An 18,763-nucleotide genomic window follows, 5' to 3' on the forward strand; every position below is an offset into this window, starting at 1 on the left:
ACTATGAGCGAGCGCGACGAGCGAGCGAATCATCGGTCGGGTGGCACCGGATGGCGGCGCGATGAGGGCGTCGCCGATCGGTCCCGGTGGTCGAAAGCGCTTGTCGCTCTCGCTGTTACCGCCGCCGCCATGACCGGTACCGCAGGTGGCGCGCACGCCGACGCCCGGGTGGACAAGGTCGTCGTGATCGGTCTCGACGGCCTGATGTACGACAAGGCGTTGCAGGTGCGTGCGCCGAACCTGTTGCGGCTCAGCGCCGAAGGTCTGCTGAGCCGGTCCTCGATCGCCCCGCACATCACCATCTCCGGCCCGTCCTGGGCCACCGTGCTCACCGGGGTGTGGGACCGCAAACACGGCATCAAGGACAACAACTTCACCGCGGCGCCCTTCACGAAGTACCCGACGGTGTTCACGCAACTTGAACGCGCCGATCCGGCCCGCAAGACCCACTCCATCGCCACCTGGGACCAGATCGCCACCATGGCGGGCAGCGGGAGCCCGCGCGCCGACGTGGTCGTCTCCACCCCGCCGGTCCCGGACGACCCCGACGAGTCCGAGACCGACGCGGCCACCACCACCGCCGTGGTCGGCGCGATCCAGAAGTTCGCCCCCGACCTCCTCTTCACGCACCTCGACCAGGTTGATCACGCAGGTCACCGCGACGGCGCCGCCTCCGGCGCGTACCGCGACGCGGTGCGCCGCGTCGACGAGCAGGTCGGTCGCATCGCCGCGGCGGTGGACGCCCGTGCCGCCGCCAACCCGGCCGAACGCTGGACCATCCTGGTCACCGCCGACCACGGCCACCTGCCCAAGGGCGGGCACGGCGGCCAATCCCCGGACGAGACAACCAATTTCGTCATCGCGCGCGGCCCCGACTTCGCCGCGGGGGACACCACTTCCCGTTACACCTTGGTCGACATCACCCCCACCGTCGTCGACCTGCTACACGTCGCGCCGAGCCCCGATTTCGACGGCCGGTCGATGATCAGCCGCGAGCCCGCCGACGCGTCGACCATTCGCTAGGCCCGAAGTCCATCCGGCGGGTTCGCCCGGACCGGCCGTAGGCGGCGATTCGGTCGCAACTCCCGCCGGATCGATGGCTGATATGTCACGCTTTCCGGTACTCCGCAGAGTCCACGGCTGACGCAACGTCACCCCGGCCGGGCAACCGGCCCAGCGCCCGCCGTAACCCTCGTGCCCGACGCCACTGCGCCGCCGGGACTAAAGTTGGTGGTCTGGGCGGTTGCAGCGGTCGGATAGGGTGGTCCGATCGAGGCGCGCGGCGCGAACGCGCGGCCCGGAGGCGGCAGCCTGCGTATCCACGCCAGGGACCGGCAGCGCTGCGAGTTGGGCACTGAGAGGTGGTGGCATGACTCAGCACGTGGGCGAGGCGAATGTCGGGCAATCGGCAGGCGCCCCGCAGTCGAACGGTGCCGCCACCGGGGGAGAACAGCCGAAGTCCGGTACACCCGCCACGCCGCCGACCCCGCCACGCCAGCCGGGCGCCACGGCCGCCGTGCCGACCTCGGCATCGCGCCGGGTGCGGGCCAGGCTCGCCCGCCGGATGACCGGTCAGCGCGGCATCGCGGCGGTGAAGCCAGTGCTGGAGCCGCTGGCCAGCGTGCACCGCGAGCTGTATCCGAAGGCGAACCTGACGCTGCTGCAGCGCGCGTTCGACGTGGCCGACGAGCGGCACAAGCATCAGTTCCGCAAGTCCGGCGACCCGTACATCACCCACCCGCTCGCGGTGGCCAACATCCTGGCCGAGCTCGGCATGGACACCACCACGCTGGTGGCCGCGCTGCTGCACGACACCGTCGAGGACACCGGCTACTCGCTCGAGCAGCTCACCCTGGACTTCGGCGCCGAGGTCGCGCACCTGGTCGACGGCGTCACCAAGCTGGACAAGGTCAATCTCGGCGCGGCCGCGGAGGCCGAGACGATCCGCAAAATGATCATCGCGATGGCGCGCGACCCGCGTGTGCTGGTGATCAAGGTCGCCGACCGGCTGCACAACATGCGCACCATGCGCTTCCTGCCGCCGGAGAAGCAGGCGAAGAAGGCCAAGGAGACCCTCGAAGTCATTGCGCCCCTTGCCCATCGGCTCGGCATGGCGACGGTCAAGTGGGAGCTGGAGGACCTCGCGTTCGCGATCCTGCACCCGAAGAAGTACGACGAGATCGTGCGGCTGGTCGCCGACCGCGCGCCGTCGCGCGACACCTATCTGGCGAAGGTGCGCGCCGAGATCGTGAATACCCTTGCGGCGTCGCGGATCAACGCGATCGTCGAGGGTCGGCCCAAGCACTACTGGTCGATCTATCAGAAGATGATCGTCAAGGGTAAGGACTTCGACGACATCCACGACCTGGTCGGCATCCGCATCCTCTGTGACGAGGTGCGCGACTGTTACGCGGCGGTCGGCGTCGTGCACTCGCTGTGGCAGCCGATGGCGGGCCGGTTCAAGGACTACATCGCCCAGCCGCGTTACGGCGTCTACCAGTCGCTGCACACCACGGTCGTCGGCCCGGACGGCAAGCCGCTGGAGGTGCAGATCCGCACCCAGGACATGCACCGCACCGCCGAGTTCGGCATCGCCGCGCACTGGCGCTACAAGGAGACCCGCGGCAAGCACTCCAACGACTCGACCGAGGTCGACGACATGGCGTGGATGCGGCAGCTGCTCGACTGGCAGCGCGAGGCGGCCGACCCGGCGGAGTTCCTGGAGTCGCTGCGCTTCGACCTGAAGTCGCCGGAGATCTTCGTGTTCACCCCGAAGGGTGACGTGATCACGTTGCCGCAGAAGTCGACTCCGGTCGACTTCGCCTACGCGGTGCACACCGAGGTCGGGCACAAGTGCATCGGAGCCAGGGTGAACGGTCGCCTGGTCGCGCTGGAACGGCAGCTGGAGAACGGCGAGGTCGTCGAGGTGTTCACCTCGAAGGCGCAGAACGCAGGGCCGAGCCGCGACTGGCAGAACTTCGTGGTGTCGCCGCGTGCCAAGGCCAAGATCCGGCAGTGGTTCGCCAAGGAGCGCCGCGAGGAGGCGCTGGAGAACGGCAAGGAGCAGATCTCCAAGGAGGTCCGCCGCGTCGGTCTGCCGTTGCAGCGGCTGATGAGCGTCGACGCGATGACCGCGGTCGCGCACGAACTGCACTACACCGATATCTCCACCCTCTACACCGCGGTCGGTGAGCATCAGGTCTCGGCGCACCACGTGGTGCAGCGACTGATGGCGCAGCTGGGCGGCATCGGTGACGTGGAGAACGAGCTGGCCGAGCGGTCCACGCCGTCGACCACGCCGAGCAGGCAGCGGACCACCGGCGACGCGGGCGTGCTGATCCCCGGCGCGTCGGGCACCGTCGCCAAGCTGGCCAAGTGCTGTACGCCGGTGCCGGGTGACGAGATCATGGGCTTCGTGACCCGCGGCGGTGCGGTGAGCGTGCACCGCACCGACTGCACCAATGCCGGGTCGCTGCGGGATCAAGCCGAGCGCATCATCGAGGTGTCCTGGGCGCCGTCGCCGTCCTCGGTGTTCCTGGTCGCCATCCAGATCGAGGCGCTCGACCGCACCCGACTGCTGTCCGACGTGACGAAGGTGCTGGCCGACGAGAAGGTGAACATTCTGTCCGCGTCGGTCGCCACGCACGGCGACCGGGTTGCGATCAGCAAGTTCACCTTCGAGATGGGCGACCCGAAGCACCTCGGACACCTGCTGAATGTGGTCCGGAATGTGGAAGGCGTCTACGACGTCTACCGCGTCACCTCGGCTGCCTGAATTACCCCCTAGCGAATACCCCTACGCGGTCAGCTCCCCTTGACGTGTCAATTGTCGTGCGCCTGGCAACCTTCCGGCGAACGGCCAGCGAAGCGGGAGATACCTGCACGAATGCTGAAGCCATCGGGCGAACGGAACATGGAGTCCCGGTGGGGAATTCGCGTGACCGGTGGATCGCCGGTCGGTTGCTCTCATTTTCAGACCGTCGGAAAGTTGCCGGAGGAGGTTGCCCGGCACGCGGGAATGTGTGAAACCCGTTTCGGCAGTTCGCGGAAAGTTTTCGGCGATGCCGCAGCAATAGCCGGAATCTGTTACGGTCTATTGCGTTTCATGGCGTTGAGGGTAACTGCGGCAACACGGATTGATTGCGGATCGCTATGACAAATTATTCGGCAAGACTCGCGGTGGTGCTGACAGCACTCGCCGTGACCGTGGCTACGGCGGGCACCGCCGTGGCCGGTCCACCGAATCCCGCAGGCCCTTCGACCGATATCGCGCTCAGCGCGTGTCCGGCATTGTACGCCTTAGGAATTCAGGGCACAGGCGAATCGTCACCGGATGCCGCACCTTCCACCGATACGGGCATGCTGTCCACCGTCTTCCGTCCGATGCTGGCCAAGGCCAACGGAACCGGGCTGGTCGACCGGGCCTATGTGCCATACGAATCCGGCTTCGGCGGGGTGACCGGCGGTAGCGCGATGCCCTACGCCGAATCGGTGACCGGCGGGCTGGCCCGGCTGCGCACCATGGCCAAGGCCGTCGCCGACCGGTGCGCGGACACGAGGTTCGCGGTGGTCGGCTATTCGCAAGGCGCACACGTGGCCTCGATGTTCGCCCAGGAGATCGGCCGGGGGCAGGGGATACTCCCGGCCGAGAAGGTCGCGGCGGTGGCGCTGTTCGCCGACCCGACCCGTAACCCGGGGGCCGCGCTGTTCCCCGGCTCGCCCGGCAAGGCGTCACCGGATCCGGCTCCCGGCACCGCGGGCGATCAGCTCGCCGCCATCGCCGCGCTGCCGCAGCCGCCCGCCGCGGGCGGTGGCATCGGGCCCGATCGGGACCGGGCGGCCAACTTCGGCGCGCTCACCGGTCGCGTGGCGAGTTTCTGTGCGGCGGGCGACCTTGCCTGCGACGCACCGCAGGGCGCACCGATCCTGAAGGCGGTCACCAACGTCGTCGGCCAGGCCAAGCTCAGCGGCGGCGATCCGATCGCCTCGCTGGTGTCCATCGCCCAGGCGCTGGCGTACACCTCGATCAAGACCGCCACCAAGGTGGTCAACGAGGACGTGCAGGGCAACTCGCTCGCCACGCTGGCCATCTCGCCCAAGAAGTCGATCTCCGAGCGGCTGGCCGACGCCGCCGACCCGCGTACCCCGCTCGACCTCCCCGGCGCGCTACAGGCGCTGCTGAAGGTCGGCATGATCGGACTGAACGCGGTCGTCACGGTGGTCAAGACGGTGCTCAACCCGACGACCATCGCCGAACTGGCCACCGCGGGCCTGTCGAACCCGCCCGCCGCCCTGCTCGCGCTCGGCGCGAAGTTGGTCGGCGCGGTGACTCAACTGGTCCCGCCGACCACCGGCGTCCGATTGGTCCATCAGGCGTTCGACGCGGTCGTGCAGAACATCACCGACAACAGCGAACTGCTCAACACGGCTACCTGGGTGCGGTACTGGGACACGGTGCAGCGGCACGGCGCGTACAACACCGCGACGGTGGCCGCCAACGGCGACACGCCCACCGGTTTCGTGGCCGACTGGCTCGCCGCCGTAGCCCGCGATATCGCCGGTGAATTCGGGATGAACAGCAGGCCACAGGGTGGAGCGGACAGGCAGCCCCCGGGATTCTTCGGCGAGCCGTCCGGCGCGTCGACTACGCCGAATTCGTCCGGTACGGGACAATTTCCGTTCGGGACAGGAGCCGACGGCGCCTCATCCGGCGGCGCGACGTCGATTCCGCCCACCGTTCGACCCGGCACCGCCCACATCTACCCGTTCTCTACGAACTGATCGCCGAGAGGGTCCGACGATGCGGAACTATGCGCCTCGCTCAGCGGGAACGGGGGAATGTTGAAGTCGTACAAAGAGCTGTCCCGGTGGTACGCCGCGCTCGAGCCGGAGACGGCGCCGGTGCCGCCCGGCGAACCGAGCTCGGAGCACCTGGACGAGGACGGCCCCGCCCGATATCCGCACTACATCCGCGAGCCCGAGGTCCCCGACGACCTGCGCGCGCAGCGCAGCGAATTCACCGGCGGCTGGTCGGACTGGGTAGGCCGGGCGCCCGGGCCGGACGACGACTACACCCCGCGCGACGCGGATCTGGTGCGGTTCCCCTGGCCCGACGACGACGATGACTACGACGACCACCTGGACGAGCCGCGACCGCGCTCGTCCAGCGCCTTGCGTCTGGAGGCGCGCGCGCGGCGGTCGCGCCGCAGCCGCGTGTTCGTGGTGCTGGTCATCGCGGTGCTGCTGCTCGGCGCGGCCGCCGCCGGCGTGCTGTTCCTGCTGAACTCGTCCACCAACCGCGCCGCGACGCCGCGACTGCCCACCTCGTCGGCCTCGGTGCAGTTCACCATGGGCAGCGCCCAGGCCGGCGTGAGCACCGACAGCCTGCGCGGCCGTTCGCAGGCCGGGGTGAACACCCGCCGCCCGTCCGGCGCCTGCCCGACCGAGCGCGCCGCGGCGATCGTGCGCGCGGCCGAAAAGGGCGGCACCACTTCGGGTCCCGACGCCATCCTGGCGTTCCAGTACGCGTACTACGTGGAGCGCTCCGGCGAGCGGGTCAGGGAGGTCGTCGCCCCGGACGCCGCGGTATCGCCCGCGCCGACCATCCAGCGCGGCATCGACACGATCCCGGCGGGCACCGCGCACTGCGTGCGGATCGTGACCATCTCGGACAACCGGTACTCGGTGGAGGTCACCGAGTACCGCCCCGGCGGCGTGCCCGCCACGTACAACAAGCAGACGGTCACCACCGCGGTGATCGACGGTCGCACCCTGATCACGGGTATCGCGGCCGGATAGAGGAGAGCAGGAAGCGATGGGAGAGGACTGGAGCCGCTGGCTCGACGAAGCACCCGACCAGGGTGAACCGTCGGGTCGGCCCGTGCGCTCCAAGGCTCCGGTGGTGCGGTTGCGGCGCGGCAAGGGCGGCGGTTCCGGTGCGGAACAACCTTTGCAACGCCCCATCCTGGTGGTCGGTGGTTGCGGTGGTGCGGGCACCACCACCACGGCGTTGGGCATCGCGGGCGAGCTCGGCATGGCGGGCACCCCGACGGTGGCCGTGGACGCGACCGCGGCGGGCAGCGACCTCGCGCTGCGCGGCGCGGACGAGCACCTGCACCCGATCAGCCTGCAGTCCTGGCTGTACGGGCGCGGCGACGACGAGCCGGCCCCGTTGAAGGAGTGCCTGTCCCGGGCGACCTCGGGCATCGGCCTGCTGTGGCGCGACTCCGCGCCGCTGCGCAGGCGGGCGACCTACCTCACGGTGGCGCGGGCGGTGTACGACGCGGGCTTCACCGCGGTCTACGACGGCGGCAACCCGATTGCCGGGCGGCAGCTGCGCCCCCTGCTCGATGACGCGGATGTTGCTCTGGTGCTTGCCATTCCGGCTCGCGCCGATGCCGCGAACCGGCTCCGGGTCACCCTGGAATGGCTCGACGACCAGTTCGGCGACTCGACCGAGGGGCAGGGCGGCGGCATCGTCGGCGACACCACAATCGTTGTCTCACACCAGCATCCCGGCACCGAGTCGCGCGTTGCCGAGCATTTGCGCGAGCACCTGTCCGGCTGGGTCCGCGACATCAGGGAAATACCGTACGATCCGCACCTGGCCAGAGGCGAGCTGGTCCGCCACGCGTCGTTGGCCACCGAGACGCGCCGGGCCTATGGGCGCCTGCTGACCGGGGTGGCATCATGACCGCCGCCATGAAATTTCGCCGTCACACCGAATCCGCACCGGCCGGGGTCGTCGCCCCGCCGGAGTCGCGGCGCGCACCGATCTGGGACCGTCCGGTCCCCGGCGTCGGCCGGGCCCCGCTGGTCTGGCTGCTTGGTGTGCACGGCGGTGCCGGAGCCAGTAGCCTCGCGCATGTGCTTGCGCCAGCGGCGGATTCGGGCCGCCGCTGGCCCGGCGTCTTCGACCGCGAGTCGCCCTTCGTCGTCCTGGTGGCCAGAGAGACCATCGCGGGCCTCACCCGCGCGCATGATCTACTGCGCCAACATCATTCGGGTTTCGCCGGGTCCTGCGAGGTGCTCGGGCTGATCACCGTCGCCGCGCGCCCAGGTCGGTTGCCCGCCGAGATCCGCCGCTACCGCGACGTGGTCGGCTCGCTGGCCGGCCAGCTGTGGCAGGTCCCGTGGTATGAGGAATGGACGCTGGTGGAACCGGAGAAACTGCCGGTGTGGGCACCCGGTGACCCACTGCCACCGAAGAAACGCAAGATCGACCCGCTGGAGGAGGTACCGCTCGATGTCAGGGAGCTGGGCGCCGACATCGTCGCGGCGGCTCGAACGGCACTGGAGGAGGCAGCACTCGACGATCCGGCGCGCGACCGGGCCAGAAAGCCACCCGATCAGTGAACGTACGCATCGAATCGGCGACTACCCCACTACTTTCGAGAAAGGCACCCGATGAGCATGATTCTCCTCGCCGTGCAGGACACGTACGGCACCGTACTCGCGCAGGTCGGTAACCCGACGCCCGAGGCGCCCCCCGGATCGGAGAAGATCCTGCAGCTGGTGCGTTATCTCACCTGGTTCGTGCTGTTGTCCGGGATCACCGGCATCATCTACGCGGGCGGCAAGTTCGCGTGGGAGAAGTGGACCGGCGGCGGGCTCGAATCACCGAAGATGGTGGCGGGCGCCATGATCGGCGGCGTCGTCGCGACCAGCGCCGGCACCATCATGAACGCCGTTATTGGAACCTGATGTCCGGAATATCTACCGTGCGCGCGTCGGCAGCCGAGCTGCTGGCCTACAAACAGATGCCCTCCGAGGTACTGGAACCGCTGATGCAGCTGATCAATTGGCTGCTGTGGTTCGTGCTGCTGGTGTGTCTGGCGTGGATGATCGTCTCCGCGGGCAAGCTGTGGTTGGCCTTCCGCAGCGACCTCGCGATGAACGACGCCTCGCACGGGGTGCTGATGAGCCTGCTCGGGGCGATAGTGGCGAGCACAGCGTCGGGGATCGCGCTGGCGTTCCTACCGACATGACCAGGTGCAGGGGGACCGTGGGGGCGGCAGGCGCGGTCTTGCTGATCGCGGCGGTCGGTTGCGGCGGCGGCGACGAGCCGACCGGGCCCGACCTGTCGGCGGCGCCGACAGGCGTGCGGTGGCAGCCGTTCCAAGGCGTGCCGCTGCCGCACACCGAGCAGGGCCCGAAGTCGGTGGCCGACGGCGCCGCAACGGGTTTCGAGCATTCGCCGCGCGGTGCGGGCGTCGCCGCGATCCACCATGCCGTGCGGCTGGCCGTGGCCACCGACAGCCAGTGGGCGAAAGTGGCTGCGCAGGAAGTGGTTCCGGGACCGGCGAAGGACGAGTGGGCGATCAACCGGATCCAGCTGTCCATCACCGGTCCGGCCACCCCCGACTACGCGCCGCGGGTGCTCGGCTACCGGATCACCGGATACACCGACCAGCGCAGCACCGTCGACGTGCACACCGAGTACTCCGACCGATCGAAGGCGGTGAACCACACCACCGTCGAATGGGTCGGCCAGGACTGGCGGTTACGGCTGCCCGACCCGGGCTCGACCGCGAGACCGATCGATCCGATCGATGTAATACCTGATGGCACAGTGAAATTGGAGGCACCACAGTGACAGAGAAGGAGTCTTACGCGCGCGATCGCGTCTCCTTCGGTGCCGTCGCGTCCGCCGCCGTGCTGGCGCTCATCGTGATCGCGGGAATCGTCGTCTACATCAGCCGCGACGACGGCGGCAGCGCCGCGGGCAGCACGCCGGCGCCCGCCGAGACCGCGGGCGGCACCGGCTTCGCCGCCCCGGAGGTCGACATCCTCGGCAGGCGCGTCGATGTGCCGAACAACCCTGCCGGGCAACCACTTCCGCAGGACCCCACCCGGCAGCGCAAGCCGTCCGACAGCGACTGGCTGACCCAGGCGCCCGAAGGCACCACCGGGCCGCGCGGCTGGCAACGGGTGTACGGCGCCTCCGTGCCGTTCTCCACCTCGGATGGGCCGACCCGGATCGAAGACGGTCTGGCCGTTGGCTATTCGCACACGCCGCAGGGCGCGGTGCTGGCCGCGGCGCAGATCACCTACCGGCTCAATGCCCGTCCGGCCGACCGCGATCTGTACGTCACCCAGGTGCGCGTCTCCGCACAGCAGATCGCCGCGTACGACAAGGCGCTCGCCAGCGACCGGCTGCCCGAACAGCAGCCCGAGCGGGTCACCAAATACTTCATCGCCTCGGACGCGTTCAAGGTCGATGACTACGCCGACGACCTGGCCATCGTCCGGCTCGCCTCGCGCGGGCCGGTGGTCGACGGCAAACAGTTATGGGCGGCGATCCGCCTGGTCATGGTCTGGGACGCCGGTGACTGGCGACTCAAGCCCTCGACGTCGAACTCCGCACAAACCGAGTACATCGAATCGCTGGGCGGGTGGACGAAATGGTGAGCACGATCGGAAAGGCTCGACAACAAATTGATGGCCGTCCTGCGGAGCAGCGAGGGGTGCACACAATGGTGAGGCGGATACTCACGATCTTCGCGGTCATCTTCACGGTGATGATGGCGACGCCGACCGTGGCCTATGGACAGCAGTACGGCTTCGACGAGACGTGCAACGAGATCCACGACACCCTCGACAACGTCGGCCTGCCCGGCATCTCGCTCGGCGACGCCGCCTCCGCCGCGTGCAAGGCGGGCAACGCCGCCTCGCATCCGGGCCAGGCGGCCACCGCGGTCAAGGACAAGGCGTGGGACTCGACCTTCGGCAAGGTGGTCGACTCGCTGATGAAGGGTCTCGGCGAGGCCATCATCCTGGCGTTGACCTTCTGGATGAAGGTGCCCAACGAGGCGGCCAGCGACTCGGGTTCGTTGTTCACCAAGATCAACGACTACACCTATCAAGCCCAGATATTGCTCTTGATAGCCTCGGTGATCCTGTCCGGCGCCCGCCTGGCCGAGGCCAGACGCGGGGCAACGATGAACGAGGCCGCCGAGTCGTTCCGCATGTTCGCCAGGGTGGTGTTCAGCTCCTGGATGCTCGGCGCGGTGATCGTCGCGGGCACCCAGGCCTCGGATCGCTTCTCCGAGTGGATCATCAACGACTCGACCAACGGCAACGCCAAGGACCTGGCCGAGCTGATGGTGAAAACCAGTAAACTGCAGGCCTTCTCGCCGGGCTTGGTGCTGATCATCGCGGTCGTCGGCCTGCTCGGCGCGCTCGCGCAGATCGTGCTCGCCATCGTCCGGCAGGGGCTGCTGATCATCGCCGCCGGTGTGCTGCCGTTGGCGGCGGCCGCGTCCGGGATGAATGTCGGAAAACAGTCCTACCAGAAGCTGATCGGCTGGATCATCGCGTTCATGCTCTGGAAACCGGTGGCCGCGATCGTCTACATGATCGCGTTCACCACTGCGGGACATGTGGATTCGCTGACCCCGGTGAACAATCTGCCGGATGGTGAACAGGCGCAACGCATGCTGGTCGCCATCGTGCTGCTGTGCAGCGTCGCGTTCGTGCTGCCCGCGCTGATGCGGCTGGTCACGCCCGCGGTCGCGATCGTCGGCAGCGGCGGCTCCGGCCTCACCGCGACCGGCGGCACCCTGCTCGCCGCCGGGGCGCTTGGCGCCATGGGCACCAAAGCCGTTGGCGTCAAAGGCACTGCGGCCTCGGGCACACCGGGCTACGTCGGCGGCAGCGGCACGGGTCCGCGCCCGCCGGGTGGCGCGGGCGGCCGCGGCAGCGGCGCGCCACGCCCGACCCCGCCACGCGGTGGTGGTGGTCCTGCCGGCGGTGCGGCACCGCGCGCCTCCGGGCCCGGCGGCGCGGCGGGAGTACCGTCCGGTGCTACGCGTGCGGCGGGCCGGATCGGCGCGGCCCGCGCCGCGACGAGCAGCCTGAACCGTGCGGATCAGGCGATGGGTGATGTGGCCGGTGACCGTTGGGCGAATCGCTCGCCCGACCTCGGGAGGAGCACCATTCCGCGATGACGATGACGACGAACGATACCTACGAGCGTCGCTCGTACGGGCTGTGGCAGAAGCCCCGCAGCGCAGGCCTTTTCGGCCTGCGCTGGGAAGAGACCGTGATCGGCTTCGTGGTGGTGATCACCGCACTGATCACCGCGATGGTCGGCGGCTTCAAATGGGGTCTGATCGTCGGTGTCACCGGCGTCGTGGTGATGGTTCCACTGGTGTGGCGGACGGGGGGCCGCTCGGGCTACGAGACGGGATTGATGATGTTCAACTGGATGCGCTCGCGCAAGCGCGGCGAGCACGTGTACCGGGGTGGCCGGTTCTCCCGGATCCCGGGTGGCGTCACCCGACTGCCGGGTCTGCTCGCGCCGTCGAAGCTGTACGAGGGCATCGACGCGGGCGGTTACAGCTTCGGCATGATCCACCTGCCGCAGTTCGCGCAGTACACGGTGGTGCTGCGGGCCTGGCCGCAAGGCCATGAGGCGGTCGACCAGCCGGTGATCGACCGCTGGGTGTCGGCGTGGGGGACCTTCCTCGCCTCGGTCGGCCAGACCAGCGACATCGTCGCGGTGGTGCCGGTCATCGACACCGTGCCGGAGACCGGAAACCGGTTGCTCACCGAGGTTTCCACGATCACCCGGCCGGACGCGCCGGAGCTGGCCCAGCAGGTGATGTACGAGCTCGCCACCGAGCTGCCGCAGGAGCGGGTGCAGCTGCTGCCCCGGGTCGCGATCACCTTCAAGGCCACCACCGCCGAGCGCCGCAAGAACCCCGCCGAGGAGGCGGTCGAGATCGGCCGTCGCCTGCCCGGCATCTGCGCGGCCCTCGCCGAGGCCGGCGTGCGCGCCCAGCCGATGTCGGCCGACGAGGTGATCTCGTTCATCCGGCGCAGCTACGACCCGGCCTCGCAGGCGGACTTGGAGGTCGCCGCAAGCGAACCCAACGGCCACGGCCTGGATTGGGCGGACGCCGGCCCGGTTTCGCACGACGAGAAGTGGGACCACCTGGTGCACGACGGTGGCCGCTCGGTCACCTGGGAGATGGACGCGGCGCCGGAGGGCGCGGTCGACGAGCGGGTGCTGCAACGGCTGCTCGCGCCCAATCCCGAAGTGCCGCGCAAGCGCATCGCGATCGTGTACCGGCCGCACTCGGCCGCCGACGCCGCCGAGATCGTCGACGACGATTTCAAGAACGCGCTGGTGGCCCAGCAGAGCGAACGTGGCGTGGTCTCCGCGGCCGCGACCCTGCGGGTTGGCGCCACCCAGCAGGCCCGTGAGGAGCAGGCCAGGGGTCACGGTGTGACCCGCTTCGGGGCGTTGGTGACCATCACCGAGCCCCTGCGCGGCGACCTGCCGCGTATCGAAGCCATCACGCGCGACCTGTCGACGCAGGCGCGGTTGAAGATCCGGCGGTGCTACCGCTACCAGGCGGCGGCCTTCGCGGCCTCGCTCGGTTGCGGGGTGATCCTGCCGGAGCACGCGACTATTCCGAAGGCACTGGCGGGGTGATCGATTCATGGCACGTGACCACGAGCCACCCGTACGGCACCGCGACGAGCCCGCGTCCCGTCGCGGTAAGCGGCGCGACGAGGTCGAGCAGGACGAGTGGGGCGAGCGCCTACCGGCCCAGCGTCCACCGGCCGAGCGCAGGCGCCGCCCCGGCGTGCGCGAACGCTCCGGCATCGAGGAGATGCCGGACCGGCCGCGCCGATTCGGCAGGGGTGCGGCGCGGGTGAGCGACGACCGGTCGGGACTCGACGAGCAGTCCGAGCGCGAGCGCGCCAGGGCGGCGGCCGAGCGACGGGCACGGGCCGAGAGCGCGCACGCGGACGGGTCGCGTGCTGAACGGTCCCGCGCGGACAGTGACTGGGCGCGGCCGGACAGCGATCGGGCGCGCTCGGAAAACGGCAGGGGCGAGCGCAGTTCGGACCGAGCGCGCGGCGACGCGGCCCGCAGTGCCCGCGCCCGCGACGGTGCCGTCGAGCGACCCGCCCGGAGCAGGGATGGTGCGGGCGAGCGAGCCGCGCGTCCAGCGCGTTCGGAGCAGCGCGGCCAGAAGGCGGATCCCCGCGCACAGAAGCCGGCGCGCAACGGCAGGCCGGAGCGGGGGGTGCGAGACCGCAACGGCTCGCGGGCCTCGCGTAATCCCCAGCGTCCCGGCAAGACCGACTACACCGCCGACCGTGCCATGGGCACGCCGGTGATGGACAAGGCGGCGCTGCGCGCCAAGGCCAAGGCCGACCGGCGCAAGAACTCCGGCCCGCCGCTGCTCGACGAGCAGACCCGCGCCAAGCTGGAGATGATCGTCCGCGAGCAGACCGGTCTGCGGGCCGCCTTCGCGCAGTTCCGGATTCGCACCGACGACATCCGGCGCCGCAACTACGCCGCGCGCGCCGAGCAGGTCTTCGAGGACGGATTCGACCGCAGCACCGCCCAACTCACCGATCGCGGCTACGCCGGTGAGGGCGGCGGCCGGATGAACGTGGTCGGCCGCCCGGTCGAGTATCGGGCCACCACCGCGCAGGTCGCCGGCCTGTGGCCGTGGTCGGTCGGCGCCGGTGCGCCGCTGATCGGCACGCCGCTCGGCTCGCACCTGCACACCGGCGCACCGGTCTGCTTCGACCCGATGAACTGGTTCATGCGCGGCAGCTTCATCACCGCGCCAAGCCTTTTCGTGCTCGGTCTCAACGGCTTCGGTAAGTCGTCGCTGGTGCGCCGGATCGTGCTCGGCGGTATCGCCCAGGGCATCACGCCGCTGATCCTGGCCGACGTCAAGCCGGACTACCGCAAGATGGTGGAGCTGGTCGGCGGCCAGGTGATCGACCTCGGCTACGGCCACGGCAAGCTCAATCCGCTGGCCGCCGGCGTGCTCGGCGCGGTGGTGCCGCGCCTGGACGACCACCCCGCCTTACAGATTCAGGTGTTGCAGGATCTGCGGGCGCGCCAGGTGACCCTCATCGCGGGTCTGGTCGAGCTGGTCCGCGGCGCCAGGGTGCGCGACTTCGAAGAGACGCTCATCGCCACCGCGCTGCGCATCCTCTACCAGCCGGGCAGTGGCTACACCCCGGACCAGCCGCCGATCATGGAGCACCTGCTCGAGGTGATCGTCGCGGGCGGCGAGGAGTTGATGCTCGACGCGGGCGCCGACGACCCCACCGAGTATCAGAACGCGATCAAGAACCTGCGTCGCTCGTTGCGCGCGCTCACCCAGGGTCCATTCGGCGCGATCTTCAACGGCCAGACCTCGGTACCGATCGACACCAGTGCGGTCGCGGTCTGCATCGACGTCTCGCACATCCCGACCGGTGACAAGAAGCTCAAAGCCGCGGTGATGCTGGCCTGTTGGGCCGACGGCTTCGCCTCGGTCGAGGCCGCGCACGTGCTCTCCGACGCCGACCTCGGGCCGCAGCGTTACTTCCAGGTCGTGATGGACGAGCTGTGGCAGGTGCTCGGCCTCGGCGACTTCATGGTCGACCGGGTCGACGAGCTCACCCGTCTGCAGCGCGGCATCGCCACCTCGCTGATCATGATCAGTCACACCATCAAGGATCTGCAGGCCCTCGGTTCGGAAGCCGCCATCGCCAAGGCGCTCGGCTTCCTGGAACGCGCGCGCGCCAAGATCTTCGGCGCGCTGCCCGGCGAGGAGGTCAAGCGGCTGGACAGCATCGTGCCGTTCACCTCCGCCGAGGAACAGATGGTGACCGGCTGGTCGGCGCCGCAGGCGTTGACCGGTGAGGCCCTCAAACCGGGCCAGCAGCGGCCGTCGCCGCCGGGCACCGGCAAGTTCCTGCTGAAGATCGGCGAGGATCGGCGCCCCGGCATTCCGTTCCACATGGAGTTCACGCTCTCGGAGAAGGAGAGCGGCATTCACGACACCAACCAGCGGTTCAGCGAATTCACCGAATCGACTGCCCGAGGGACGGATTCGCCGAGCGGGAGCGCCGCATGACAGATCAGCCGAGATCCGGTTTACCGATGCACCTGCCGAACGGGAGGTGCGTCGGATGATGCCACACCGCTCCTATCGCCGGGTGTCGCCCGAGGTGCGTCAGGCCGCTGTCCAGCAGGTCATCGCGCTCACCGGGCAGATGCGCAGCGAGTCGGAAGCCTGCCGCGTGGTCGCCGAGCAGATCGGTGTGCACACCAACTCGGTGCGCAACTGGGTGCGCGCGGCCGAGGGCCCGAGCCTGGAGCGCTTGGACGCGTCCGCGCTGCGCCGGAAAGTGGCGCTGCTGCAACAACAATTGGCGGCCGCCGCGGAGATGAACCGCACCCTCGCCGACACCCTCAACGAATCCCGGCGCGGGCAGTGAACTTCGAGCCGACCGCAGGCTTGTACCTCCACTGCCGGACCGAAGGTCAGCTTCGGCCGAGATGGCCGATGCGCTCGGCCCGCACTGTGTCCGGCGTGGTGACGGGGCGGCGTGGAGGGCCGGGCCCGGCGAGGCCGCGGTGACCGGGAAGGGGCTGCTGTGGGGCGCGCTCGGCGCGGTGCTCGCGCTGATGACCCTCGTGGTGGTCATCGTGCTGCCCTCGGTCGACGACCCGTGCGAGGGCGCGTTGATCCTCGGCACCCAATCGAACCTGCCGCCGCTGGGCGGCCACCCGCCGGGTGATCCGCGCGCGAATCCTTCTGGAACAGCGGCGAATCCGGCCGCCGCGGCGCCGCCGTCGGGAACGCAGAACCCGACCAGCTCGGGCGCGCCGTCGCTGGCCGCCGGTGCCGGGCCGATCCGGCGCACCCTGCCGCTGGCCAGCGGAACCTTCACGGTGTCCGACGTTTTCGGCGCGCGCGGCGGCAAGCACCTCGGCATCGACATGGCCGCCACCGACGGCACCACCATCTACTCGGTGTCCGACGGCCGGGTGGTAGCCGCCGGGCCCGCATCGGGTTTCGGCAACTGGATCGTCGTCGACTCGATCGACACCAACGGCCGCGCCTACTCCGCCGTCTACGGCCACATGTGGGACTCCGGCGTGCACGTGCGCGTCGGTGACACGGTGCGCGCGGGCCAGCCGATCGCCCAGGTCGGCTCCGCAGGCGAATCCAGCGGCCCGCATCTGCATTTCGAGATCGTGCCCGGCGGCCGGTTCACCGGCGGCCGCCAGATCGACCCGCTGCCTTGGCTGGACGGCGCGCCGACGCCGGATGTCGGTGGCGCGCAGGCCTTCTCCAACGATCCGCGCTGCACCCGTGGGTTCGGCAGCGCGGGCGGCGCGCTCGCGGCGGGCAAGGTGCCGCCGGAACTCGAAATCTGGTATCGCCGTGCGGGTTCGATCTGCCCGCAGATCACCCCGTCGCTGCTGGCCGCGCAGGGCAAGCAGGAGTCCGGCTTCCGTCGCGGCGCCACCTCGCCCGCGGGCGCGCAGGGCCTGGCGCAGTTCCTGCCGACCACCGCGGTCAGCGTGAACCCCGATGACGGTCAGCCCTATGTGATCGACGCCGACGGCAACGGCAGCGCCAGCGTGTGGGACGACGGTGACGCGATCATCGGGCAGGGCCGTTATATGTGCGCCATTGCCAACAAGATCACGCAGTGGCAGGCCGAGGGCAAGGTGCAGGGCGACATCACCGCCCTGTCGCTGGCCGCGTACAACGCCGGCGAAGGCGCGGTCCTCGCGTCCGGCGGCATGCCGAATCGGGTGGCGGCGCACCTGTCCGAGACCCAGCCGTACGTGGCGAACATTCTCGCGATGGAGGCGCAGTACCGCGCGCCGGGCGCGCTCGGCCGGTTCGCACCCGAGGAGGGCGGCGGCGGCAGTCAGATCGTCGAGGCCGCGCACGACTGGCTCGGCACGCCCTACGTGTGGGGTGGCGGTGGCCCGCAGGGGCCGAGCGGCGGCGGACTGGACGGCCCCGGTTTGACGGCGGCCGCGGTGTTCGCGGCCTCGTCCGGCTCGGTGACGTTGCCGCGCACCGCGGAACAGCAGTGGGAGGCGGGCGTCGAGGTGCCGATGAGCAAGATTCAGGAGGGGGATCTGGTGTTCAGCTCGTTCGGCCTGCGCGGGCCCGCCCAGGTGGGCATCTACTCCGGAAACGGGCGGATGATCCAGGCGGTGCCCGGCACGCGTGGCGGCGGCGGTGTCGGCGAGGTGCAGGTGCCGGGGGACAGCCGGGCGAGGAGGGTGTTGTGATCGCGGGCAACGAATCCGAACACGCGACCTCGGGACTGCCGAACTGTCGGTCGATGCGGTTAGCCTGGAATAACAGCGGCGGGAACGACGGGCCCCGCCGCACATCGAACACGGCACAGGTACGCGCGAAACTGGTGGTGATGCTGGTGGTGAGCGTCGCGATGCTGGGCGCGGCCTGTGGTCGCGGAGACGGCGCGGACACCGGATCCGGTGGCGCGCCCCCGGCTACGTCAACGACCCGGTTGCTCGAAGGGGTGCCCGCACCCGACCCGGTCACGCCCGACGGCGTCGCGGTGGCCGCGCTGCAGGAGATCTACACCTGGCAACCCGCCACCGAAGCCCAGGGCACGTCGCTGACGCGGGCCCGGAAGTGGTTGGGTCCCAGCCTGGTTCGCATGCTGGACGGCTCACCAACCGGCCTGGAGACGCCGCGGACCACGCTGCAGTGGGCGGACTGGGCCGCCGCGAAGGCGCGCGTCGGGGCGTTCACCTTCGCCTCCGGCGAGAAACCGCCCAGCGGCGGCGACCCGAACATGCAGCAGTTCAAGATCGGCATCGAGCAGACCGTCGTCTACCCGAACGGCCGCAAGGAGACGCTGCCGCCCGCGACGGTCATCGCCACCGTGGTGCGCACGCCCGAAGGCTGGCGGCTCGACGCGTTCCGCTGAACCCCAAGACATTTCCCGCACAGAAAGA

At 69.7% G+C, this 18,763-nt stretch carries 16 protein-coding genes; all 16 read left to right on the top strand.

Going from position 1 to position 18,763, the window contains the following annotated elements:
• Nucleotides 1-129: 129 nt before the first annotated feature.
• Entirely contained in the window at nucleotides 130-1,023 is an 894-nt protein-coding gene (locus tag ACIHA7_RS20340; RefSeq protein WP_397291584.1) for an alkaline phosphatase family protein, read from the top strand.
• Nucleotides 1,024-1,369: 346 nt separating this feature from the next.
• Entirely contained in the window at nucleotides 1,370-3,775 is a 2,406-nt protein-coding gene (locus ACIHA7_RS20345) for a RelA/SpoT family protein (RefSeq protein WP_397291586.1), read from the top strand.
• Between the two features lie 377 nt (nucleotides 3,776-4,152).
• On the top strand, nucleotides 4,153-5,781 hold the full coding sequence (locus ACIHA7_RS20350) for a cutinase family protein (protein WP_397291588.1): 1,629 nt from the start codon (nucleotides 4,153-4,155) through the stop codon (nucleotides 5,779-5,781).
• 57 nt (nucleotides 5,782-5,838) lie between these two features.
• The gene (locus ACIHA7_RS20355) at nucleotides 5,839-6,798 is read left to right on the top strand and encodes a hypothetical protein (protein ID WP_397291590.1); all 960 of its coding nucleotides are present in this window, start codon (nucleotides 5,839-5,841) and stop codon (nucleotides 6,796-6,798) included.
• Between the two features lie 16 nt (nucleotides 6,799-6,814).
• Nucleotides 6,815-7,693, top strand: coding sequence for a MinD/ParA family protein (locus ACIHA7_RS20360; protein WP_397291592.1), 879 nt, complete (start codon nucleotides 6,815-6,817; stop codon nucleotides 7,691-7,693).
• A complete protein-coding gene (locus tag ACIHA7_RS20365; RefSeq protein WP_135232103.1) occupies nucleotides 7,690-8,355 on the top strand; it encodes a hypothetical protein in 666 nt (221 codons plus the stop codon). The genes ACIHA7_RS20360 and ACIHA7_RS20365 overlap by 4 nt, the downstream gene beginning before the upstream one ends.
• Before the next feature lie 51 nt (nucleotides 8,356-8,406).
• On the top strand, nucleotides 8,407-8,703 hold the full coding sequence (locus tag ACIHA7_RS20370) for a hypothetical protein (RefSeq protein WP_107658008.1): 297 nt from the start codon (nucleotides 8,407-8,409) through the stop codon (nucleotides 8,701-8,703).
• Complete coding sequence (locus tag ACIHA7_RS20375; protein WP_397291595.1) at nucleotides 8,703-8,987, top strand: hypothetical protein; 285 nt, start codon at nucleotides 8,703-8,705, stop codon at nucleotides 8,985-8,987. The genes ACIHA7_RS20370 and ACIHA7_RS20375 overlap by 1 nt, the downstream gene beginning before the upstream one ends.
• A complete protein-coding gene (locus ACIHA7_RS20380) occupies nucleotides 8,984-9,595 on the top strand; it encodes a hypothetical protein (RefSeq protein WP_397291597.1) in 612 nt (203 codons plus the stop codon). Before ACIHA7_RS20375 ends, ACIHA7_RS20380 begins: the two co-directional genes overlap by 4 nt.
• Nucleotides 9,592-10,410 (top strand): hypothetical protein, encoded by an 819-nt coding sequence (locus ACIHA7_RS20385; protein WP_107658005.1) that lies wholly within the window; start codon nucleotides 9,592-9,594, stop codon nucleotides 10,408-10,410. The genes ACIHA7_RS20380 and ACIHA7_RS20385 overlap by 4 nt, the downstream gene beginning before the upstream one ends.
• A gap of 65 nt (nucleotides 10,411-10,475) precedes the next feature.
• Nucleotides 10,476-11,948 (top strand): hypothetical protein, encoded by a 1,473-nt coding sequence (locus ACIHA7_RS20390; RefSeq protein WP_135232099.1) that lies wholly within the window; start codon nucleotides 10,476-10,478, stop codon nucleotides 11,946-11,948.
• On the top strand, nucleotides 11,945-13,441 hold the full coding sequence (locus tag ACIHA7_RS20395; RefSeq protein ID WP_397291599.1) for an SCO6880 family protein: 1,497 nt from the start codon (nucleotides 11,945-11,947) through the stop codon (nucleotides 13,439-13,441). Before ACIHA7_RS20390 ends, ACIHA7_RS20395 begins: the two co-directional genes overlap by 4 nt.
• Before the next feature lie 7 nt (nucleotides 13,442-13,448).
• Complete coding sequence (locus ACIHA7_RS20400) at nucleotides 13,449-15,881, top strand: hypothetical protein (RefSeq protein WP_397291601.1); 2,433 nt, start codon at nucleotides 13,449-13,451, stop codon at nucleotides 15,879-15,881.
• 55 nt (nucleotides 15,882-15,936) lie between these two features.
• Entirely contained in the window at nucleotides 15,937-16,245 is a 309-nt protein-coding gene (locus tag ACIHA7_RS20405) for a transposase (protein WP_397291603.1), read from the top strand.
• Between the two features lie 190 nt (nucleotides 16,246-16,435).
• The gene (locus ACIHA7_RS20410) at nucleotides 16,436-18,067 is read left to right on the top strand and encodes a peptidoglycan DD-metalloendopeptidase family protein (RefSeq protein ID WP_397293108.1); all 1,632 of its coding nucleotides are present in this window, start codon (nucleotides 16,436-16,438) and stop codon (nucleotides 18,065-18,067) included.
• A gap of 140 nt (nucleotides 18,068-18,207) precedes the next feature.
• A complete protein-coding gene (locus ACIHA7_RS20415) occupies nucleotides 18,208-18,735 on the top strand; it encodes a hypothetical protein (protein WP_397291605.1) in 528 nt (175 codons plus the stop codon).
• The last annotated feature ends 28 nt before the right edge of the window (nucleotides 18,736-18,763 follow it).

Source organism: Nocardia sp. NPDC052316 (genome assembly GCF_044547795.1).
In the GTDB taxonomy this organism is placed as follows: domain Bacteria; phylum Actinomycetota; class Actinomycetes; order Mycobacteriales; family Mycobacteriaceae; genus Nocardia.